The organism is Parapedobacter tibetensis, from assembly GCF_024704835.1.
Classification (GTDB): domain Bacteria; phylum Bacteroidota; class Bacteroidia; order Sphingobacteriales; family Sphingobacteriaceae; genus Parapedobacter; species Parapedobacter tibetensis.
This window is the reverse complement of sequence record NZ_JAMXBE010000002.1, coordinates 177092-199955: the sequence shown is the minus strand read 5'-3', so window position 1 is coordinate 199955 and position 22864 is coordinate 177092. Positions and strand designations below refer to the sequence as shown.

The 22864-nt window shown below is 49.6% G+C and carries 9 protein-coding genes; all 9 read left to right on the top strand.

The annotated features are described in order from the left end of the window. The first annotated feature begins 270 nt into the window (after positions 1-270). A complete protein-coding gene (locus NF543_RS03470; protein WP_257666712.1) occupies positions 271-2715 on the top strand; it encodes an ABC transporter permease in 2445 nt (814 codons plus the stop codon). A gap of 103 nt (positions 2716-2818) precedes the next feature. Continuing rightward, positions 2819-5272 (top strand): ABC transporter permease, encoded by a 2454-nt coding sequence (locus NF543_RS03465; RefSeq protein WP_257666711.1) that lies wholly within the window; start codon positions 2819-2821, stop codon positions 5270-5272. A 101-nt stretch (positions 5273-5373) separates the two neighbouring features. Next, the gene (locus NF543_RS03460) at positions 5374-7746 is read left to right on the top strand and encodes an ABC transporter permease (RefSeq protein ID WP_257666710.1); all 2373 of its coding nucleotides are present in this window, start codon (positions 5374-5376) and stop codon (positions 7744-7746) included. Positions 7747-7942: 196 nt separating this feature from the next. Beyond that, entirely contained in the window at positions 7943-10351 is a 2409-nt protein-coding gene (locus tag NF543_RS03455) for an ABC transporter permease (RefSeq protein WP_257666709.1), read from the top strand. 62 nt (positions 10352-10413) lie between these two features. Then, positions 10414-12786, top strand: coding sequence for an FtsX-like permease family protein (locus tag NF543_RS03450; protein ID WP_257666708.1), 2373 nt, complete (start codon positions 10414-10416; stop codon positions 12784-12786). A gap of 131 nt (positions 12787-12917) precedes the next feature. After that, positions 12918-15317, top strand: coding sequence for an ABC transporter permease (locus tag NF543_RS03445; protein WP_257666707.1), 2400 nt, complete (start codon positions 12918-12920; stop codon positions 15315-15317). A 139-nt stretch (positions 15318-15456) separates the two neighbouring features. Next, entirely contained in the window at positions 15457-17817 is a 2361-nt protein-coding gene (locus NF543_RS03440) for an ABC transporter permease (RefSeq protein ID WP_257666706.1), read from the top strand. Between the two features lie 139 nt (positions 17818-17956). Beyond that, positions 17957-20344, top strand: a complete 2388-nt coding sequence (locus NF543_RS03435; protein WP_257666705.1) for an ABC transporter permease — start codon at positions 17957-17959, stop codon at positions 20342-20344. Between the two features lie 121 nt (positions 20345-20465). After that, positions 20466-22862 carry an ABC transporter permease gene (locus tag NF543_RS03430; RefSeq protein ID WP_257666704.1) on the top strand — a complete coding sequence of 799 codons (2397 nt, stop codon included), beginning with the start codon at positions 20466-20468 and terminating at the stop codon, positions 22860-22862. The last annotated feature ends 2 nt before the right edge of the window (positions 22863-22864 follow it).

Below are 22864 nucleotides of genomic sequence, written 5' to 3'. Positions count from 1 at the left end.
AATACATAAATAAAATAAACCGTGGCAAAACTACTTAAGTTATGCTAAACAACAATACCTAAAAACTGGTATTTATAATCTGTAAGAAATAAGGATTGGCCTAAACTGTCCGCATCTGAACAGCAAGTGTTCGGAATCGAACACTTGCCATGCCCTTATTTCATATAATGTGCTGAATATAAGCATATTAAACTTTTGGCGCAATTGCTGTATTAAACTTTCGGTCCCAATGCATATCAGGGTAGATCAAGCACCATAAAAACAAACAAGATGCTGAACAACCACTTTAAAATCGCTTGGCGTAGCCTGGTGAAACACAAGTTATATTCCGCAATTAAAATAGGAGGTTTTGCCTTCAGCATTGCCGCCTGCATATTGATTGCGCTGTTTATCATCCACGAGACTAGTTATGATAAAGCCTATCCCGATGTTAGCCAACTTTACCGAGTGGTGGGCACCAACACCGATGAACAAGGCAATCTGTTGAAATTCACGGCATTCGAAGCACCAATGGCCGAAGCACTTAAAGCCGACTTCCCAGAAATCGAACAGGCGGCTCGCTTACTCCCTAATCCGCTCTTCGGGGCCGGAAGCAATCAAGTGTCTACTGATGACCATCCCGAAAGCATGAATGAGGACGGGATTACCTATGCCGATCAAGAGCTGCTGGACATATTGCAATTTCCCGTCATCCACGGCAATATGCAACATGCTTTGGACGAACCCAACACCGTAGTGCTGTCAGCTTCAAAGGCTGAGAAATACTTCCCAGAAGGTAATCCGATAGGCAAGGCGATCTACCTCAACAACAACAAAAGTAAACCTTATACCGTGAAAGCTGTGATCGAGGATATTCCGACCACTTCCCATTTATACGGTTATGATTTTTTCCTCACCTTATCGGGGGTTCATTTCTATGATGGTGAGCAGACCAACTGGCTGGCTAGCAATTATGTAACCTATTTTAAAATCAGGGCGGGTACAGATCTGAACCTGCTTGAGCAAAAAATGACCGAAAATGTGCTGAACAACTACTTGATTCCAGCAATAAAAGCAACGGGAAGACCAGTTCCAGCATATATGAAAACGGCTAGGTTAACACTCCAACCGATTACCGCAATCCACCTGCATTCATCAGATATTCATGATTATCATATGGATCGCAGAGGAGATATCCGCTTCGTTTGGCTATTTGGTGGTATCGCAGGATTTATCCTGTTGATCGCCTGCATCAACTTCATTAACCTATCCACAGCCAAATCAGCGAGCCGGGCGAAAGAGGTGGGGCTGCGGAAAGTGGTTGGATCCTATCGAAGTGGTTTGATTTCCCAGTTCCTCTCCGAATCCATGCTATACAGCCTCTTGTCTATTGTCTTGGGTGTGCTGTTGGCTTGGTTGTTTCTGCCGCTCTTTAACCTGCTCGCCGATAAGCACCTCGTCTTTCCTTGGGCAAATATTTGGCTATTTCCCATAATCGTATTATCGGCTATTGGGATTGGGCTGCTCGCTGGGCTTTACCCAGCGGTTTACTTATCGGGATTCCGCCCGATACAGGTGCTTAAAGGCCAATTGAGCCGGGGTGTCAAGAACCCCGTATTGCGTAACGGTTTAGTGGTGTTTCAATTTACCACCTCCATTATCCTCATCGTCGGTACACTGATCATCAACAACCAGATGCATTTTATCCTCAACAAAAAAGTTGGCTTTGATAAAGATCAGGTGATGATCGTCCAAGGCACCCACACGTTGGGTGAGCAGGTACAGACCCTGAAAGATGAAATCCGCAACATTCCGGACGTGCGACAGGTATCGGTAAGCGACTATATTCCTGTGCGCATGGGTGGCGTAAAGCGAAATGGCAATCCGTTTTGGAAAGAAGGGAAAGTAACCGAAGATAACTCGGTTGGCGGGCAGTACTGGCAGGTTGATGAAGACTACCTCGCTACATTGGGTATCCAGCTCCATGAAGGGCGTAACTTCAGCAAGGAAATGGCCACCGATTCCGAAACCGCTATCATCAACGAAAGTCTTGCCAAAGCGTTAAACCTAAATAACCCCATTGGCGCACGGATTACGAATGGATGGAAGAAAATGGTAGTCATTGGCGTGGTGGAGGATTTTAATTTTGAGTCGATGAAGGATGAGGTCGGCGGTTTATGCCTGGTATTGGGCAACAGCCCGACCATGATGGCCATCAAGCTAGGTGGGCGGGACGTGAAGGAGACGATTGCTGACATCTCGGCGCTCTGGAAGAAGTTTGCTCCGGATCAGACTTTCCAGTTCACCTTTCTGGATCAAAGTTACGCCAATATGTATGCAGGTGTGCAACGAACAGGAACCATCTTTACTTGTTTCGCGGTATTGGCCATTATGATTGCTTGCCTTGGATTATTTGGTTTGGCGGCCTTCACTACCGAACAACGTACCAAGGAAATAGGCATCAGGAAAGTGCTTGGAGCCAGTGTGAATGGCATCGTCAGGCTCCTTTCCAAAGATTTCATAAAACTTGTGTTGGTAGCTATCCTCATTGCCTCACCCATCGCATGGTGGGGCATGGATAAGTGGCTAGAAGATTTCGCTTACCGCATCGACATCACATGGTGGGTGTTTGCCGTGGCTGGATTAACGGCCGTATTGATTGCCTTGCTCACGGTGAGCTTCCAAGCCATTAAGGCTGCGGTGGCTAATCCGGTGAATTCATTGAGGGATGAGTGACCGGTCACTGAACCCTGACCACAGATTCACTGAACACTAAGAAAAATGATAAAACCACCTGCCAGCTGGCGGGTAGCTGAAACACCGATAAAGAACAGACAATATGTTGAAAAATAACCTCAAAATCGCTTGGCGTAGCCTGGTGAAACACAAGTTATATTCCGCAATTAAAATCGGGGGCCTCGCGTTTAGCGTCGCGGCCTGTATATTGATCACTTTATTTATCCTGCACGAGACCAGCTACGATCGATCGTATCCCGATGCGGATCAGCTGTACCGGGCAGTGATGTCGGCGGTTGACGACCAAGGAAATCTACGAAAACAAACGTCTTTTCCTGCACCGTTTGCGAAAACCATGAACGCCAACTTCCCGGAGATTGACGAAGCAGGGAGAATACTGCCCAGCTCTTTATTCGGCGCAGGAAGCAACCAGATTTCAACCACAGATAATCCGGAGAGCCTGTATGAAGAGGGAATTACCTATGCTGACCAGGGACTAATGGATGTGCTGCAATTGCCGGTTGTCCATGGCGATCCTTGGCATATGCTCGATGAACCCAATACGGTGGTGCTAACTAAGTCAAAGGCGACCAAGTATTTTCGGGAAGGCAACCCGATCGGCAAGGTGATCTATCTGAACAACGATAAGACAAAGCCCTATACCGTTAAAGGTGTGCTAGAAGATATCCCTAACAACTCGCATCTTTATGGTTTTGATTTTTTTCTTTCGCTGGCAGGGGAGCCGTTTCAACCAGGAGAACAGACCGACTGGCTGTCTAACAATTACGTCACCTACTTTAAAATCCGGGAAGGTGCGAATTTGGACCAGCTGCAAAAAAAATTAACGGCAGACGTGATGGAAAACTATCATATTCCGCAATCAAAGGCTGCTGGGGTACAGGTTCCCGAGTGGTTAATAAAATCCTTAAAGATATCTTTTCAGCCTTTATCCGCTATCCACCTCCATTCACATGATATCCGTAACTATAGCGCTACCGACGAAAACAACGGCGATGTCCGGTTTATATGGCTGTTTGGCGGCATTGCCGGGTTTATCCTGCTGATTGCCTGCATTAATTTCATTAACTTATCCACGGCCAAATCAGCCAGCCGTGCCAAGGAGATCGGCCTGCGCAAGGTGGTCGGTTCTTATCGCAGCGGGCTCATTCGGCAATTCCTCACGGAATCCACACTATATAGCTTTTTGTCTATTGTGCTGGGCGTTGCACTGGCCTGGCTTTTCCTGCCTTTATTCAATCAACTCGCCGGCAAGCAGCTGGTATTTCCATGGACCAGCCCGTGGCTGTTTCCCGTCATTGGGTTATCCGTGGTGGTTGTCGGATTAATTGCTGGTCTATATCCCGCCTTCTACTTATCGGGATTCCGTCCGGCCCAGGTGTTAAAAGGCCAATTGAGTCAGGGCGCCAAAAATCCGCTGCTCCGCAATGGATTGGTGGTATTCCAGTTTACTACCTCCATTATTTTGATTGTGGGTACGCTGATCATCAACAGCCAGATGCAATTTATTTTGAGCAAAAAAATCGGATTTGACAAAAATCAAGTGATGGTGATTCAGGGTACACACACGCTGGGCGATCAGGCACAGACGCTGAAAGACGAATTGGAAAAGCTTGCCGAAGTGCAGCAGGTCACGGTAGGCGATTACCTGCCCGTGCAGATGGATGGCGTAAAACGGAATGGCAATCGCTTTTGGAATACGGGGCAGGTCGGTGAAGAAGCAGGTGCTGCAGGACAGCACTGGAAAGTCGACGAAAACTATCTCCCTACATTGGGCATTCAACTTGTCGACGGGCGTAATTTTAATGGGCAGCTGGCAACTGATGCAGACGCTGCAATCATCAACCAAAAGATGGCCAAATTGCTGAACCTGGAAAACCCCGTTGGCAAACGCATTACCAACGGTGAAAAGGATATCCTGGTCGTTGGCGTGGTGGAAGACTTCAATTTTGAATCCATGCGCGATGAGGTGGGTGGCGTAGTCCTCGCGCTGGGCAACAGCCCAACCATGATGGCGGTGAAGCTGAACGGGCAGCAGATGGCGGAGACCGTTGCTGATATTTCTGCCCTTTGGAAGGAATTTTCACCCAATCAGGCTATCCGCTTTACCTTTCTGGATGAAAGCTATGCCAACATGTACGAAAGTGTGCAGCGCACCGGAACCATTTTTACGTGTTTTGCGGTATTGGCCATTATGATTGCTTGCCTTGGATTATTTGGTTTGGCGGCCTTTACTACCGAACAGCGCACCAAGGAAATAGGTATCAGGAAAGTGCTTGGAGCATCCGTTGCCGGCATTGTGCAGCTGCTGTCAAAAGATTTTGTAAAACTTGTATTGTTTGCCTTGGTCATCGCCTCACCCATAGCCTGGTGGGCGATGAACCAATGGTTGCAGGATTTTGCTTACCGCATCGAAATCCAGTGGTGGGTGTTTGCCGTGGCTGGGTTAGTGGCGGTGGTCATTGCACTGCTGACGGTCAGCTTTCAGGCGATCAAAGCAGCGGTGGCCAATCCGGTGGATAGTTTGCGGGATGAATGATTTTATTTTTGCGCCTATTCGCGGATGTGCATATGCGTTAATTCGCTTTGGGCGCTCGGACGAATAAACGAATGGGCGAGTTAGCAAATAAGCAAAAAGGAATGATAAAGAATTATTTCAAAACGGTTTGGCGATACCTGATGAAGGATCGGGCATTTTCATTGCTCAATATTGCTGGGTTGGCGATTGGGATTTGCGCCAGCCTTTTTATCCTGCTGTGGGTGCAGGATGAACGGCGTGTGGATAATTTCCACGAGCAGGGCGATCGGCTTTTCCAGGTATACAGCCGCAACTTTTATGAAGGAAAAGTGGAAGCAAGCTTTGCAACACAGGGGTTGCTGGCACAGGAGCTCAAAAACAAGGTGCCTGAAATCGCTTTGACCAGCGGATTTGAATACATCGCAGCACCGGGCACCAGCAGCAATTTGAAGACGGGTGAAAAAACGGGCAAGATGCTCGGTTTCCACGTTGGTGATGACTTCCTCTCTATGTTTACCTACCCCCTGCTATTGGGCCACAAAGCCACGGCCCTGTCAACGCCCGACGGCATCGCGATTTCGCGGAAGATGGCGTCCTACTTTTTCGGAAGTCCCGAAAAGGTAATGGGGCAGACAATCAACCTCGAAGCCCGGGAAGAATTGCGCGTGACTGCCGTCTTTGAAGATTTGCCGCCGCATTCTTCCCAGCAGTTTGATTTTTTGCGCAGCTGGGCACCTTTCATGGCTCAAAACGCCTGGGCCAGCCGCTGGGGGAATGCCTCGCCTGCCACGTTTATCCTCCTGAAGCCCGGTGCCAATCCGGCGCAGGTAGAGGGAAAGATTAAGGACTTCCTGTATCAGTATATCGACCGCCAAGAAGGGGTAAAACAAGAATTGGCCATGCAATCATATCCCAGCCGATACCTGAATGGCATGTTTAAAAATGGCTACCCCAGCGGTGGACGTGTAGCGTACGTGCGACTATTCTCGATACTTGCTATCTTCATTTTGGTAATAGCCTCTATCAATTTCATGAACCTAGCAACCGCGGGTGCAGTGAAACGGGCCAAGGAGGTGGGGTTACTCAAAACCATCGGTGCTAGTCGCGCATCATTGGCTTTCCGTTACCTGTTGGAAGCCTTATCATTAACAGCTGTTTCAATCACGATTTCCCTGCTGCTGCTATTTGCTCTCCTGCCGTTATTCCAAGAACTTACGGGCAAACAACTTTTCATACCGGTTTCCACGGTCAAGTTTTGGCTTGGATTGTTTGGTATATGGCTTATTGTTGGGCTATTTTCAGGCAGTTATCCGGCACTATATCTTTCATCGTTAAATCCCTTGCAGGCGTTGAAGGAAAAAACCGCTAAGGGCGGGGCATTTTTCAGGAAAGGTTTAGTGGTTTTCCAATTCAGCCTTTCAATTATCCTTATAGCAGCGATGCTGGTGTTCCAGCGGCAGATGGCCTTCATTCAACATGCCAACATTGGCTATGAACGCAGTAACCTATTGTACATCCCAATAGAGGGTGACCTTGTCACACGTTATGACTTATTTAAGACGCAGGCCGCTACCATGCCCGGTATCCTTTCCATATCAAAAATGCGCAATTCGCCCACTTATATTGAACACCACACTTGGGGTGTTACCTGGCCAGGCAAGCCTCCGGGCACAACCTTGTCCTTCACTGATGCGGTGGTTGGATACGATTTTGTCAGGACTATGCGTCTCCGTCTGAAAGCGGGGCGTGATTTTTCCCCAGCGTTCGGAGCTGATACCGCGTCCTTTCTCATCAATGAGACTGCAGCGAACGCCATGGGGTTCCAACAGCCGCTCGGACAGCCATTGGAATGGGATGGGCGACAAGGTCAGGTCGTTGGTGTACTCGAAGACTTCCATTTCAATTCAATGCACCATACTATAGAGCCGTTAATTGTGCGGCTGGACGAAAACTGGGGTTGGGGCACTATTCTCGTCCGGATTGCCCCTGGACAGATTGCCCCTGCACTGAAGAGTCTGAAGCAACTTGGTGAGAAGTTAAATCCTACTATTCCATTCACTTACCAATTTTCTGACTGGGAATTTTCCAAACTGTACCAAAGTGAACAGCTGGTAAGCAAGCTCGCCACATGCTTCGCCGTGTTGGCCCTTACCATATCGTGCTTGGGGCTGTTCGGCCTTGCGGCATTCATGACCGGACAACGGGTAAAAGAAATTGGCGTGCGAAAGGTATTGGGTGCCTCCGTAAGCAACGTGGTCTACCTACTTTCAACCGGTTTTGTCAAGCTGGTACTGATCGCCGTGGTTATCGCCTCCCCCATTGCCTGGTGGGCGATGAACCGATGGCTGGAAGATTTTGCCTACCGCATCGACATCCAATGGTGGATGTTTGCCGTGTCAGGATTGGCGGCGGTGGTGATCGCGCTGCTCACGGTGAGCTGGCAGGCCATCCGGGCGGCGGTAGCCAATCCGGTTGACTCGTTGCGGGATGAGTGATGTTTTAGTTTTAGCCTGTTGCGCGTCGTCTTGATTCAGGGCGCTTCGCTACTGTATCCTAGGCCGTCTTCGCAACAGGCTAAAACAGTGGAGGTAGGAAGAGGGAATTGGGGATTATATAGAACAAAAATAAAAGTAATAAAGAGCAAGGACTGACTGATTAGTGCTTATTGTCTCACAGCTAAATGTCTAAAGAATGATTAAGAACTATTTCAAAACAGGCTGGCGCTACCTATCAAAACACAAGCTGTTTTCGTTCATTCATGTTTTCTGCCTTACCATTGGTCTCACCTTCACGATGGTAGTGGGTATGTATGTACTCAATCAGTACAGCATCAACCGCTCGCTCCGAAACGTCGATGATCAATACATGGTCAAAAGCAACTGGAAAACCGAAGGGCTCGGGCTGGATATCACAACCTTGGGACCATTGGCCAAGACGCTGCGTGAAGAATACCCATCGTTAGTGGCCGACTATTACCGGTACAACCCGGTAAATAATGTTGTCTCCGCAGGCGATAAGCACTTTGTGGAGGATATTGCCATCGGTGATACCTCCTTTATCCGGATGTATGGCTTTCCGGTTAGCTATGGCAATGCCGACCGCCCCTTCCCCAACAACCAATCCGCCGTCATCACCGAAAGTATGGCGCTCAAACTGTTTGGGAAAAAAGACGCCATAAATGAAACCATTAGCGTCCACACCACCGTGCAAGGTGAAAAGCAAGATTATCACGTTTCTGCAGTAATTGCAGATATCCCCTATAATTCGGTTACGCACCTGGTAGACGACGGTTATTCGGTATTCGTGCCCACGGAAGGCAATATGTACTTCGGATTTGAAGATCCGGCGTCCGGTTGGGACAATCCCTTCGAGATGGGCATGGTCCAACTTCAGCCAGGCGTCACACCGGCCGATCTGGTGGTACCCTGCCAGCAGGTGCTTGCCAAATATACGCCGGAAAACATCCAGCAAAACCTAACCGTTGAGCTGGCACCGGTGAAAGACTATTACCTCAATGACAACGGCGGCGCAGCCCGCCGAATGATCACCATCCTGTCGTTATCAGCGCTGTTCATCCTGCTGATGGCGGTTATCAACTTCGTCAATATCAGCATCGTTACATCATCACAGCGGCTTAAAGAGATCGGCCTGCGCAAAGTATTCGGCGGCGCCAAGCAACAGCTGGTTATCCAGTTTCTCGGTGAGGCCCTATTCCTTACCGCGCTTGCTGCACTGCTCTCCCTGCCGCTTTACCAACTGCTGCGACCCGTTTTTAACGAAATTTTAAACACCCAATTGGATTCCGTATTCGATTTCGGATGGGCGGCATATGCAGGCCTATCGGCACTCGTGCTGATTACCGGTCTTTTGGCAGGTATTTACCCTGCCTTCCGGCTTAGCTCGTCGCCGGTTACCGCTGCCGTAAAAGGGAAGATCGATACCGCCGTGGGCAATCTTACCCTTCGTAAAACGATGTTGACCGTCCAGTTTACCTTAGGTATTGCGGTGTTTATCGGCACGCTGATTGTATCGCGCCAGGTGGGCTACATCTTCTCGAAAGACATCGGCTACAGCAAAGACCAGGTAATGGTCATCACCGCGTTCCCGAAACGATGGGATGCCACCGGCGTGCAAAAAATGATGGAAGTAAAGCACGCGCTCACCGAGCTAGCGGCCGTGGAAAGCGCTTCGCTGTCGTTTGAGGTGCCTAAGCGCCAACCGCCAAATGCATTCGGGTTCATGTTGGCCACAGGCGATAGCCCCGTAACGATGATTCACTCCATCGGGGTTGATCAGGACTATGCCCATACGTTTGGGATGACGGTACTCGCCGGCACCTGCTTTTCGCAATCTGGTGGCCATATCCCCAACCAGGTGGTACTGAACGAATCGGCAGTGAGGGCGTTGGGGTTAACACCGGAAACAGCGGTCAATCAAAAACTGCGGCCACCTTCGTCAGGCGACGAGGTCACCATCGCGGGGGTGGTCAAAGACTACAACTATTCCAGCTTGCAAGAGCAAATCAAACCCCTTGCGTTCTTCCACGTGCAGGACTGGCTTTCCTACCGCTTCCTCTCGTTAAAACTGAACGGGACAAATATGGCTGAAACCATCCCGCTTATCAAGCAACAATGGGAGAAATTAGTACCCGACGCGCCGTTTGAATTTAGCTTCATGGACGACCAATTTGCCTCCCTGTACCAATCTGAGCTCCAGCTGAAACGGGCGGCGGATGTGGCTACGACGTTGAATTTCTTGATTATTGCGCTGGGTATATTCGGCATCGTGAGCTTCACGCTGGCCAAGCGCAGGAGAGAAATCGCTGTAAGAAAGGTGCTCGGGGCGGAACTCAGACACCTTACCTTGCTGTTTATGAAGGACTATACCCGCCTCATCATTTTGGCCAACCTCATTGCCTGGCCAATTACCTATTGGATGGCCAACAAATGGTTGGAAGGCTATGCATACCGGATAAGCCAAGATGTAGGCGCTTACTTACTGGTTTGCTTGTTGGTCTTTGTACTCGCTTACGGATTGATTATTGGATTATGCACGAAAGCAAATCGCGCCAATCCGGTGGAGTCGTTGCGGGATGAATAATCAGAAAATTGTTAACTTGGTCCAGGCGGAAGATTGGCGGTCGGGCAGTTAATGGCTAAAAAATGAAGATAAACCACCTCAAAACTACGTTGCGAAGCCTAGGCAGGAACTTTAGGTATACGGCTCTTCATATCATCGGGCTCGGTGTGGCTATCGGATGCGGGTTATTTATTTATCGGTACATCACCTTTCATAACAGTTACGACAATTACCATAATCGGGCTCAGCACACCTACAAGCTGGTGTCAGACCTATTATTGGAGGAGACATCTTATAATGAAGGGGCTTCCTATGCCATCTACGAAGCGTTGAAAACCAACGTAGCGGGGGTGGATCAAGCGGCCTTCGCCATGATCAATCAAGACCTGACCATCCGCGTAAACGGACAGCTATTTGACTCGGAAAAAAAAGGTGCTTTCGCTGCTTCAGATTGGTTCAACCTCTTTGATTACCATTGGTTGGCAGGCAAGCCCGAAGCGCTGAACCAGCCCAACACCGTCGTATTGACGGCTTCTACAGCCGCTAGGTTCTTTGGCAGCAAAGATCCGATGGGCGCGCTAATTTCGGTGGGCGAAGTGCCGCTTAAGGTGGTGGGTGTTTTGGCCGATGAACCTTCCAATACCAGCCTGAAAAACGCGTTCTACATCTCGGAATCATCCATCAAAAACGTACTAACCGGGTTGGAAGACGGCTTTTTCAGCGATTGGGGGTACCTCAATTCGACCAACCAAGTCTATATCAGTCTTGCTGAAGGAACAACAACAGCGCAAGTGGAAAAAACCTTGCGGGCAATGACCTTGGATACCTTTGGCGAAGAAACCGGAAAGCTCTTTAAATTTTCTTTACTCCCGCTGACGGATATGCATTTCAATGGGCGGTACGGTGGAACGATGCAAAAGTCGTTACTTATTATCCTAGCAATCATCGGGACGGCCGTCTTGCTGATGGCGCTCCTCAACTACGTCAATTTATCCATCGCTCAGTATGCTCGGCGGAGTTCCGAATTCGGCACGCGCAAAGTGTTGGGCAGTAGCCGTTGGCAGCTTTTTATGCAGCTGATAACCGAATCGCTAGTCGTTGCTGCATTGGCAACCCTTTTTGGCATCGCCCTAGTGGCTATCGCCATCCCCCTTGCCAACAACTACCTCTTCCCGATGGAACCGGTACTGCTATTTTCTACACTGCAACTCATCATCTCAGCTGCTGTCGCTTGGTTGATCATTGGGTTTGCAGCCGGAATTTACCCGGCATGGACGATTGGCAAGATCCATGCATTGCAAGCCATTCGGCAACAGGTTGGTTTCGGGAAACCATTGGGGCGGAGGCTTATGGTGGTTATCCAAAATACGCTTTCCATTTGCCTGGTACTGGCTACGATCGTGATCATGCGCCAAGTCCATTATTTACAACAAACCGACATTGGCTTTGACAGGGAATCCGTGATCATGCTGACCTTACCGAAAGGGCATGCCAATGATAGCCATTGGCGCTCGTTCCTGGATGCACAGCCGGGAGTGACTGCCTATAGCTATTGCTTCCGATCGCCCGCTAACCACGACCAGCGGGGCGGAACACTACGGTTCGATACCCGCCCGGATTGGGAAACCTGGTCGGCAAAAACCACATTCGCCGATAGTGCGTATGTACATGCATTCGGTATCCAACTATTAGCAGGGCGCAATATCCGCTCCACGGCTGCGGTACATGAATATTTGATCAATGAACGTATGGCCAATCAATTGGGCTTCGACAACCTGCAGGACGTTGTCGGAAAATCATTGGTGTTTGGTGGTATTGATGGCGACCCGGGCATCATTGTCGGCGTAGTGGGCAATTATAATATCCATACGTTGCGCCAAACCATCGAGCCCACCGTACTAGGCTATAACGAACAGTTTATGCAGTCACTGGCCATCAAAACCAATGGCCAAGACGTCGCAGCATTTGTTTCCCAGCTGGAGGAGGAATGGAAAGTCCGTTATGCTGGCAGCCTTTTCCAATATCAATTCGTTGACAACCAAATCGAACAGCTCTACGCTGCCGAATCCATCCAACAACAATTAATCTGGATAGCGGCATCCGTGGCCATACTCATCAGCTGCCTCGGTCTATTTGGTTTGATCTCATTAGGGGTGCAACAGCGTACCAAAGAAATCGGTATCCGCAAGGTATTGGGGGCGTCTGTCTCTGGTATTGCAACCCTGCTTTCTAAGGATTTCGTTAAACTGATGATGATTGCCCTGGCGGTCGCCTCCCCCATTGCATGGTGGGCGATGAACAAATGGCTGGAAGGTTTTGCCTACCGTATCGATATCGAGTGGTGGATGTTTGCCCTAGCGGGGGTGGTGGTGCTGGCGATTGCAGTGCTTACCATCAGCTGGCAAGCGATCCGGGCAGCATTAGCCAATCCGGTAGAGTCGCTGCGGGATGAATGATAGTTTAGCCTGATGTTCGTTATTGGACAACAGGTGTTCGATATCGAACACTACCTGCCAAGAAAATAGTATTAACCCACTATCAAACAATACGTTATATTTTTGGCTTAAAAAATGAGATGGTAATAACCATGATCGGAAACCACCTCAAAATTGCCTGGCGGAATTTAAAACGCGATAAAGGATTTTCATTCATTAATATCATTGGATTGACAATCGGCATGATGGCGGCGACCGCTATTGCCTTATGGATACAGAGCGAGCTGACGTATGATCGCTTCTATAGCCATACAGACAGGCTTTATGAAGTTTTCACCGCAGATGAATTTCAAGGGGAAAAGCATGCTTGGGGGCAAACGGCCGCTATACTCGGCCAGACGCTAGCCGAAGAATATCCCGAAGTGGAGGCCATGGCCCGGATAGCCAACATGGGTAGCCGGTATGTTTTTCGGGTGGGTGATCATAAATTCACGCCCAGTGGCATTGCGCCGGATTCATCATTTTTCCAATTGTTTGATTTCAAATTCATCGCCGGCAATAAAGCCAATCCGCTAGCCTCGCCCAACAACGTAGTGCTAACCGAATCCTTGGCACGGCGGCTTTTCGGAAAGGCGGATGTCATAGGAAAATCCATCGCTTTAGACACGCTAAGTACCTTAGTGGTGAGTGCGGTGATTGCGGATATTCCCGCAAATTCGCGATTCAGCGATGTCGACTATTTCTGCTCTTGGCTATTCGCGGAGAAAACACTCGGGATGGTATATTACGGGTCTGGGTCGTGGAGTAGTTATAATCACCAGACGTATGTGTTGCTCCGACCCGAAGTGGCGCTGAATACATTCAACGAAAAGATCCGGACATTTGTGGCCAGGCACGACACTGATCCATCCAATAAGGCGCATATCTTCCTGCATCCGGCCAGTAAATGGCACCTGTACAACAAATCTGAAAACGGGCAAATGGTGGCTGGCCGAATGAATACGGTCAGGCTATTCATCGTTATCGGTGTGTTCATCCTCTTGTTGGCCTGCATCAATTTTACCAACCTGAGTACCGCCCGGAGTGAAAAGCGGGCGAAGGAGGTCGGTGTAAGAAAGGTGGTCGGCGCCAGGAGAAACGCGTTGGTTGGCCAGTTTTTAACGGAATCAGTCTTCCTTTCGGTGATTGCAGGCGTGCTAGCCTTGATTTTGCTCATACCGGCCCTGCCGTTATTCAACGAACTCATCGGCAGGGATTTATCGCTTTTGGCTATTCACCCAGCTTTTTGGCTGTTTTTCGCACTGTTTCTTTTACTCACTGGAATAGTCGCTGGCGTTTACCCCGCTTTCTTCCTTTCCAGTTTTCAACCGGTCAAGACTTTGAAAGGCACCTTCATCTCCACTGGCAGTGCCTTTACCCCACGGAAGGTATTGGTGGTGCTGCAGTTTACCTTCTCGATTACCCTGATCAGCTGCACGCTGATTGTCAACAGGCAAATCGAATATGTCCAAAACCGCGACAATGGATACGACAAAGATAACCTGGTCTACGCGCCGTTGAATGGTGAGGCCCGTAAAAACTACCCCCTCATCAAACAGGACTTGCTTGATAAGGGGGCAGCAACCGCCGTGACCAAAACAATTGGCCCGATAACCCGGCACACCACGAACGGATGGGGCTTTAGCTGGCCCAACAGCAAGCCGGAAGACTACGACTTGGTGTTTGAGGGGTTGAGCAGTGATGCCGATTTCGTGGAGACCATGCAAGTTGAATTGGTTGCCGGACGGGATATCGATATTTACGAATTCCCGACCGACTCTAACGCCGTATTGCTCAATGAAACGGCGGTGAAGCGCATGGGGCTGGGGCATCCGCTGGGTGCCGAGCTCGTCCGCGGTGCAGGGAAGGATTATGAAGAACGGTGGCATGTGGTTGGGGTGGTGAAAGACTTTATCCTCCAATCGCCCTACGACGCCATCGAACCGCTGGTTGTATACGGACCGGCGGGCTATTTTAGTTATATGCACATCCGGTTGAACCCCGACCGGACGACGGCTGAAAACCTCGCCATCGTGGAAGCTGCATTCAATAAATTCAATCTCAATTATCCATTTGAATACACATTTGTGGATGAGGCTTATGGCCGGAAGTTTGCGGAAGAACAGCGTATCGCGACATTGACCGGTGTATTCTCGACGCTCGCTATCGTCATCGCTTGCTTGGGTCTATTCGGGTTAGCTGCTTTCACCGCACAGCAGAAAACCAAAGAAATCGGTATACGCAAGGTGTTGGGAGCCTCGGTATCCGGAATCGTAAAACTGCTTTCCAAGGATTTTGTAACACTAGTCTTGATTGCCGTGGTGGTAGCCTCACCCATTGCGTGGTGGATCATGAACAACTGGCTAACCGACTTTGCTTACCGTATAGAGATTCAATGGTGGATGTTTGCGACGGCTGGGCTGGCGGCGGTCGTGATTGCCTTGGCTACCGTAAGCTGGCAGGCGATACGGGCGGCGGTGGCTAATCCGGTGGAGTCGCTGCGCGACGAGTGATGTTAGCCTATTGCTTCCCGACTGGATCCGGGGCGCTTCGCTGTCGTATCCTAGGCCGGGGCCGCAACAGGCTAAAACAGTGGAAGTGGCAATGGAAGTAGCAAGCAAAAAGACGAAGAAATAGAAGAACAAAAAGAAAATGATTACGAACTACATAAAAATCGCTTGGCGAAATTTAAGTAAGCAACGGCTGTATTCATTCATCCATATTGTAGGATTGGCGATTGGTGTGGCCGCTTGTCTCTTGATTTTCTTATTTGTTCGTTATGAATTGACGTATGATCGGCATAACGACCATTACGACCGAATAGCGCGGATAACGACCACATTGGAGACACCTGAATCGGATAACCTGTCCCTTGCTACCTCTCCCTATCCGCTTGCCGACGCACTATTGAGCGATTACCCGGAAGTCGAGGCCGTGGTACGCCTGGAATCGTCACCGATCACGGTAACCTATGACAACGAGCTGATCAGCGAGCCAGCTTTTTACAAAGCCGACCAAAGCGTCTTTTCGGTTTTTTCGCTTTCGGTTATTGCCGGAGACCAGGCAGCCGCCTTAACGACACCCAACAGTATCGTGTTGACAGCACGTATGGCACGAAAATATTTCGGTTCACCTGAAGACGCAGTAGGGAAAACCCTCGTCTCCGGCCAGCAGCCCTTACGGGTTACTGCCGTGGTAGCCGACCAACCCGCCAATTCGGATATCCGAATCGAGGGATTGCTCTCGGCAAGTTTCTCGGAAGTCACTTCCTGGATGGAAGACGATTTCCCGGTATATACATTTATCTTATTCAAAGCGAAGATTAACCTAGCGGACTTTGAGCGCAACGTGCAGCGATTGGCCAGCCAATACATACAGCCCGAGCTAGATGGAGCGGGGGCAGTAGACTACCGTGCCCGATTCTCGGTTGAAGCCCTTGCCGACGTGCATTTCAGTCAGGGTAAACTAATGGATACGCCCAAAGGCAACAAACAGTTTAACCACGTTTTTTCGTTGCTGGCACTATTTATCCTGGTTATTGCGCTACTGAATTACATCAACTTATCCACTGCAAAAGCAGCGGAAAGAGAAAAGGAGGTGGGTGTTCGCAAAGTAAGCGGCGCCCGGCCCTTGCAGTTGGTCCGTCAATTTGTTGTGGAGTCTTTTCTGCTTATCGGGCTGGCTTGGGTTCTTGCAATCGGCCTTGTGCTGCTGGCCATTCCCTATTTTAATAAACTGCTGAATACTGAACTTTCCTTCATTTGGCAAGACCATGCATTTTTTCTGATGGGCAGTTTTATGCTGACTGCTTTTTTTACTTCGCTTTATCCGGCATTTGTATTGGCGGGCTACAACCCCATCGAGGTGCTAAAGGGAAACCGCACAACCCGTTTGAAAGGCGTTTCGCTACGCAAGAGTATCGTTGTCGTCCAGTTTGCCATTGCAATCGTGCTGATAACCGGTACCTTGGTGGTATACCAGCAGGTGCGGTACATCACGAATACCGACCAAGCTTTTAATGTAAACCAGGTGGTGAGCTTGCGCATGCCTACGGATGACGCAGATCGGAGTACAGTAAATGGTTTTTACGACGCCCTGCGCCAGCTGCCCGAGGTAAGGGCGATAACCGTGGGCAACGGCGTGCAAGCAGAAGACGTGGCGTTGGCGACCACATTGGGTCGAAGCAATGGCGAGCAGCGCCATTTGTTTGCCAATTATTTTTTCATCGATCCCAATTTCATCCCGCTTTTCCAGGTTCAATTGTTAGCGGGGAGGAACCTGTCTGATAGCCTCATTACCGATAAGCAGGAAGCCTTTCTGGTGAACGAGGCGTTTGTGCACGCCATGGGATGGTCTGATCCTATTGGGCAGCCGCTGGAATCAGGATTTGACCACAAGGGCAAGGTGGTGGGCGTAGTCAAGAACTTCTACTATCAATCGATGCATAATCTGGTGGAGCCATTGGTGATGGTGTACAGTACCGATTCGCCTTGGTTTATCTCGGTAAAAATACAGCCTAAAGACCTTGATAAGGTAAAGGCACAATGGCAGCGTCTGTTTCCGGATAAGGTATTTAACTATACCTTTTTGGACGAGGCCTACGCAGCTCAATACCGGAAAGATACCATAACGATGTACCTATTCAGTTATTTCACCTTGCTGGCTATCTTGATCTCCTGCCTTGGTCTATACGGATTGGTCGCATTGATGACGGCCAGGCGCACCAAGGAAATCGGTATCCGTAAAGTGCTGGGTGCCTCGGTGGCAGGTGTGGTAGCGTTGCTGTCAAAAGACTTCGTTAAGCTCGTGTTGATTGCTATCGTTGTCGCATTGCCCATCGCTTGGTGGGCAATGAATAACTGGCTGGCTAACTTTGCCTATCACATCGATGTGAAATGGTGGATGTTTGCGGTAGCCGGGTTAGCAGCGATGGTGATTGCGTTGCTCACCGTAAGCTGGCAAGCGATACGGGCGGCGGTAGCTAATCCGGCGGATAGTTTGCGGGATGAGTGATGGGGGTTTTAGCGGATCCGCAATAGGCTAAAACAAATGGGGGTAGGAAGATGAATGGATGGTGAGTGATTAACATGGAATAAGGATAAAATGAACAAAGAACAAGGACGGACTTATCTAATGGCTAACACCTAAAATAATGATACGCAATTATTTCAAAACCACGTGGCGCAACCTCATTAAAAGCAAGGGATACAGTGCCATCAACATCGGTGGGCTCGCAGTGGGTATGGCTGTAGCTATGCTGATTGGACTATGGGTGTACGACGAACTCACCTTCAATACCTACCATAAAAACTATGACCGCATTGCACAGGTGATGCAGCATGCCAATTTTAACGGCAAAGTGGGAACGCAAAACGCCAATCCGGCATTGATGGGCCCGGAACTTCGGGCGAAATACGGGAGCGATTTCAAATACGTGGTGCAGGCATCGTGGGGCGGCAGCTACCTGCTCTCCGTGGACGATAAACATATCCCCAAGGATGGAAATTATTTTGATGAGGAAGCCCCTGAAATGCTTTCCCTGAATATGCTGAAAGGTACGAGGGCGGCGTTAAAAGACCCACATTCTATCCTACTGTCGGCCTCCGCAGCCGAATCCCTATTCGGCGGGGAAGACCCGATGGGAAAAACCATTACGGTAGACCGGAACCAGGAAGTTAAAGTAACGGGGGTGTACGAAGACCTGCCCAACAATACCTCCTTCAGCAATGTGGATATCATCATGCCCTGGGCGTTGTACCTCATCCAGAATCCATGGATCAAAAAGATGGGAAACCCCTGGGGCAGCAACTTCTCCCAGACCTTTGTGCAGGTGGCCGACCGGGCGGATATGGCGGCAGTCTCGGCAAAAATCAAAAATGTGAAAATGGATAACGTGGGGGAAGGAGAGCGAAGATACCAATGGGTTGCTTTCCTGCAACCGATGCGCAACTGGAATCTGCATAATGAATTCCGTGATGGTGTAAACACGGGCGGAAACATCCGATACGTCCAGCTGTTTGGCATCATCGGCGTCTTTGTATTGCTGCTGGCCTGCATCAATTTCATGAACCTGGCCACGGCCAGGAGCGAAAAGCGCGCCAAAGAAGTGGGCATCCGCAAAACCGTGGGCTCGCACCGCTGGCAACTCATCGGCAGGTTTTTCGCCGAATCGTTCATCACCGTGCTGCTGGCCTTCGTGCTGTCGTTGCTATTGGTAGTGGTATTTTTACCTTTCTTCAATGAGGTGGCCGACAAAAAAATCGCACTCCCCTGGCTGAACCCCCTATTTTGGGCGGCCAGTTTGGTCTTTATTTTCATCACCGGACTGCTGGCTGGCAGCTATCCGGCTTTTTACCTATCGTCGTTCCAGCCACTGAAAGTGCTGAAAGGCACATTCAAGGCGGGCAGGTTTGCATCTATTCCCCGCAGGGTGCTGGTGGTTATCCAATTCACGGTTTCCGTGATGCTCATCATCGGCACCATCATCGTTTACCAGCAGATCCAATATGCGAAAAACCGGCCGGTAGGGTACATCAAAAATGGACTGGTAAGGCTGAGTCTCCAAAAAGAGATCAGAGACCACTTTGAAGCATTCAGGACGGAACTCAAAAACGCTGGAGCCATTGAAGAAATGGCTGGATGCCAATCCTTAACCGGTGTGTGGAATACCAATGGCGGTTTTGACTGGGAAGGCAAAGACCCCAATATGGCTGTTGATTTTCCTAACAATGCCGTAACCTATGATTTCGGTAAAACTATACAGTGGGAAATCAAAGCAGGGCGGGATTTTTCACAGGAGCGGACCACCGATTCGACAGCGTTCGTCATCAATGAATCGGCTGCCAAATTTCTTGGCTTTGAAGAACCCGTGGGGAAGACACTTCGATGGGACGGCGAACCGTTTACCATCATTGGGGTGGTCAACGATATCCTGCAGGAATCGCCTTTCTTTCCGGTACGGCCATCGCTCTATCACCTTAGTTCACACGACAATGATAATATGCCGAACATGATCCTGAAACTGAATCCCGGGCAAAGCACCAGCCAAGCAATCAGCGGCATCGAAAAGGCCTGGAAAAAATACGTAGCTGACGTACCGTTTGACTATACATTCATCGATGAAGAATTCGGCAACAAATTCAGGGCTGAGGAACGCATCGGCAAATTGTCTTCTTATTTTGCCATACTCGCCATATTGATTTCCTGCTTGGGACTATTCGGCATGGCCAGTTTCGTGGCCGAACAACGGACCAAGGAAATCGGTATCCGAAAAGTGCTTGGCGCTAGCGTAGTTAATCTGCTGCGCCTGCTTTCGAAGGAATTCATCCTGTTGGTCACGGTTTCGTGCATCATCGCCGTGCCGATAGCCTGGTACTACCTTGGCCAATGGCTTACCAATTACGACTACCGGATCGAGATCAACTGGGTGGTATTCGTCTTGGCTGCTGTATTGGCGCTGGTCATCACCATGTTTACCGTTGGCTTCCAGGCCATCAAAGCGGCAACAGCCAATCCGGTAGATAGTTTGCGGGATGAGTGATGGAGGTTTTAGCCTATTGCCTCCCGTCTGGATCCGCAGCAGGCTAAAACTATGGCGGTAGGAATAGGACTTTTCGCTAGGCAGTAAGCAAAAGACGAAAGAACAGAAGAACAAAAAGAAAATGATACGAAATTCATTCAAAATCGCTTGGCGTAACCTGATGAGAAACAAAGTTTTTTCGCTCATCAACATCTTGGGACTAGCCATTGGTATGACCGCCAGCTTTCTCATCTATCAATATGTTCATACCGAATTCAGTTATGACCGCTTCCATAAAAACGGAAAGCACATTTATCGGCTCGCGACCGACCTCAAACTGCCTGCAGAAACCATTCACGAAGGGGCTGCCTCTAGCGCCATGGCCTTTCACCTGGCGCAGGATTTCCCGGAGGTAACACAGTTTGTGCGGCTTAGCCAAATCAGTCTGTTGGCTCGTATAGACGACAGGAAGTTTCAGGAGCCTAACACGTTCTTCGCAGATTCTTCCTTGTTCACCATCTTTGACTTTCCGCTGCTCAGTGGTGATCCAAATTCGGCACTGCGGGATCCATTTTCGATGGTGATCTCCGAAACTGCTGCAAAAAAGTATTTCGGGGATGAAGATCCGCTTGGTAAGACCCTTTATATCATGGAAAGCGCCATGCCCGTGCAGGTAACCGGCGTTATGGCCGACCTCCCCAGCAACTCGTCGTTGAAAGCCGATATTTTCCTTTCATTTGCCTCCTATCAGCAGATTTTCGACCCACAGGTAAACAATCAGTGGGGCAATTTCACTACGGCATCGTTCCTGCTGCTGAAAGATGGGGCGGATGCCCAGCAGCTCCAAGAACAGCTGCCTGCCTTTCTGAAACGGCGCTTACCCCAGGAAATCCAACAGACCGAAATGGATTTCACGCTCGCTTTGGAACCGTTCGAAAACGTTTACCTTCGGTCCGATCGAATCGTCAACCCGGGTTTTGAAAGCGGCAACCTCAACAACGTGTATATATTTTCGCTGGTGGCCGTCTTTATTCTCCTGATTGCGTGTATCAATTTCATCAACCTCACCACGGCCCGCGCGGCCGAGCGGGGCAAGGAAGTTGGCGTACGTAAGGTTGCGGGCGCATACCGCGCCCAGCTAGTCAACCAGTTTTTGGGAGAGGCGATAGCAGTGAGCTTCATTGCTTTTGTGATAGCATTTGTGCTGATCGAAGTCTCCATACCCTGGTTCAACCAATTTGCGGGAAAGACCGCCGCATTTAGCTTCTTCAACCGACCGGCATCCCTGTCCGTATTGGCGTTGCTTACCTTGGCAATCGGTGTATTGGCAGGCAGCTATCCGGCTTTTGTATTGTCATCGTTTAAACCCATTAAGGTATTAAAAGGGCATGTTGCACCTGGTGGAAACGGGCTGTGGCTTAGAAAAGCGCTGGTGGTCACCCAGTTTGCGGTATCGGTAACACTCATCGCGGTGACGTTTGTCGTGTACCACCAATTACATTACATGCGCAACCATGACCTGGGGTTTAACAAAACACAAACCCTGGTGGTGGAAACCCGTTTCGACAGCAAGCAGGAAACGTTTAAATCGTCGTTGTCTTCGATTCCGGCCGTGCAATCCGCCACGCGCTCAGGAAATGTACCGGGAGGAGACAACGGCAGGGCTTATGCGGAGCTGGAAAACCATAACGGCGATATGCAAACGGCCACTGTTGACCTGTATAATGTAGACGAAGATTTCATCCCGCAATATGACATCCAAGTACTGGCTGGAAGGGCATTTTCAACCGCCTTCACGGCTGATTCAATCCACGGCGCGGTGCTGAATGAGCGCGCCGTCCAATTGCTGGGGTACAGCGATCCTGCGGATGCGATAGATAGCCGATTCCGGCTGGGGAATGGCAGGGATGGCCGTATCATCGGGGTGGTAAAAGATTTCCATTTCAAGTCGTTGCAGGCACAGATCACGCCCATGGCTATTACGCTGGGGCAAGGCAACTTCTCCAACTACATTTCCATCAAGGTAAACACGGATAACCTGCCTGCCACGATGGAGGCCATTGCTGCGAAATGGCAGGAAATCATCCCTAACCGACCTTTCAATTATTTCTTTGCGGATGAATTTTTCGATCGGCAATACCGTGCCGAAGAGCGTTTTGGGCAGCTGTTTTTCCAGTTTGCGTTGCTGACTATCTTCATTTCTTGCCTCGGATTGCTGGCGTTGGTTTCATACAGCACACTTCAACGTCAAAAAGAAATTGGCGTACGCAAGGTGCTTGGCGCCAGTGTAGCAAACATCGTAAAGCTATTGTCGATCGATTTTGTGAAGCTGGTATTGATTGCCATCGTCATCGCCACCCCCATTGCGTGGTGGGCCATGAACAAGTGGTTGGCCGATTTTGCCTACCGCATCGATATGGAATGGTGGATGTTTGCCGCGGTAGGGTTGGCGGCAGTAACGATAGCATTGCTCACCGTGAGCTGGCAGGCAATACGGGCGGCATTGGCCAATCCGGTCGAATCTTTACGCGATGAATAAAT

Excerpts from the sequence above, each read along its gene's own strand:
- NF543_RS03470 (WP_257666712.1), top strand. The coding sequence starts at position 271 with ATGCTGAACAACCACTTTAAAATCGCTTGGCGTAGCCTGGTGAAACAC.
- NF543_RS03465 (WP_257666711.1), top strand. The coding sequence starts at position 2,819 with ATGTTGAAAAATAACCTCAAAATCGCTTGGCGTAGCCTGGTGAAACAC.
- NF543_RS03460 (WP_257666710.1), top strand. The coding sequence starts at position 5,374 with ATGATAAAGAATTATTTCAAAACGGTTTGGCGATACCTGATGAAGGAT.
- NF543_RS03455 (WP_257666709.1), top strand. The coding sequence starts at position 7,943 with ATGATTAAGAACTATTTCAAAACAGGCTGGCGCTACCTATCAAAACAC.
- NF543_RS03450 (WP_257666708.1), top strand. The coding sequence starts at position 10,414 with ATGAAGATAAACCACCTCAAAACTACGTTGCGAAGCCTAGGCAGGAAC.
- NF543_RS03445 (WP_257666707.1), top strand. The coding sequence starts at position 12,918 with ATGATCGGAAACCACCTCAAAATTGCCTGGCGGAATTTAAAACGCGAT.
- NF543_RS03440 (WP_257666706.1), top strand. The coding sequence starts at position 15,457 with ATGATTACGAACTACATAAAAATCGCTTGGCGAAATTTAAGTAAGCAA.
- NF543_RS03435 (WP_257666705.1), top strand. The coding sequence starts at position 17,957 with ATGATACGCAATTATTTCAAAACCACGTGGCGCAACCTCATTAAAAGC.
- NF543_RS03430 (WP_257666704.1), top strand. The coding sequence starts at position 20,466 with ATGATACGAAATTCATTCAAAATCGCTTGGCGTAACCTGATGAGAAAC.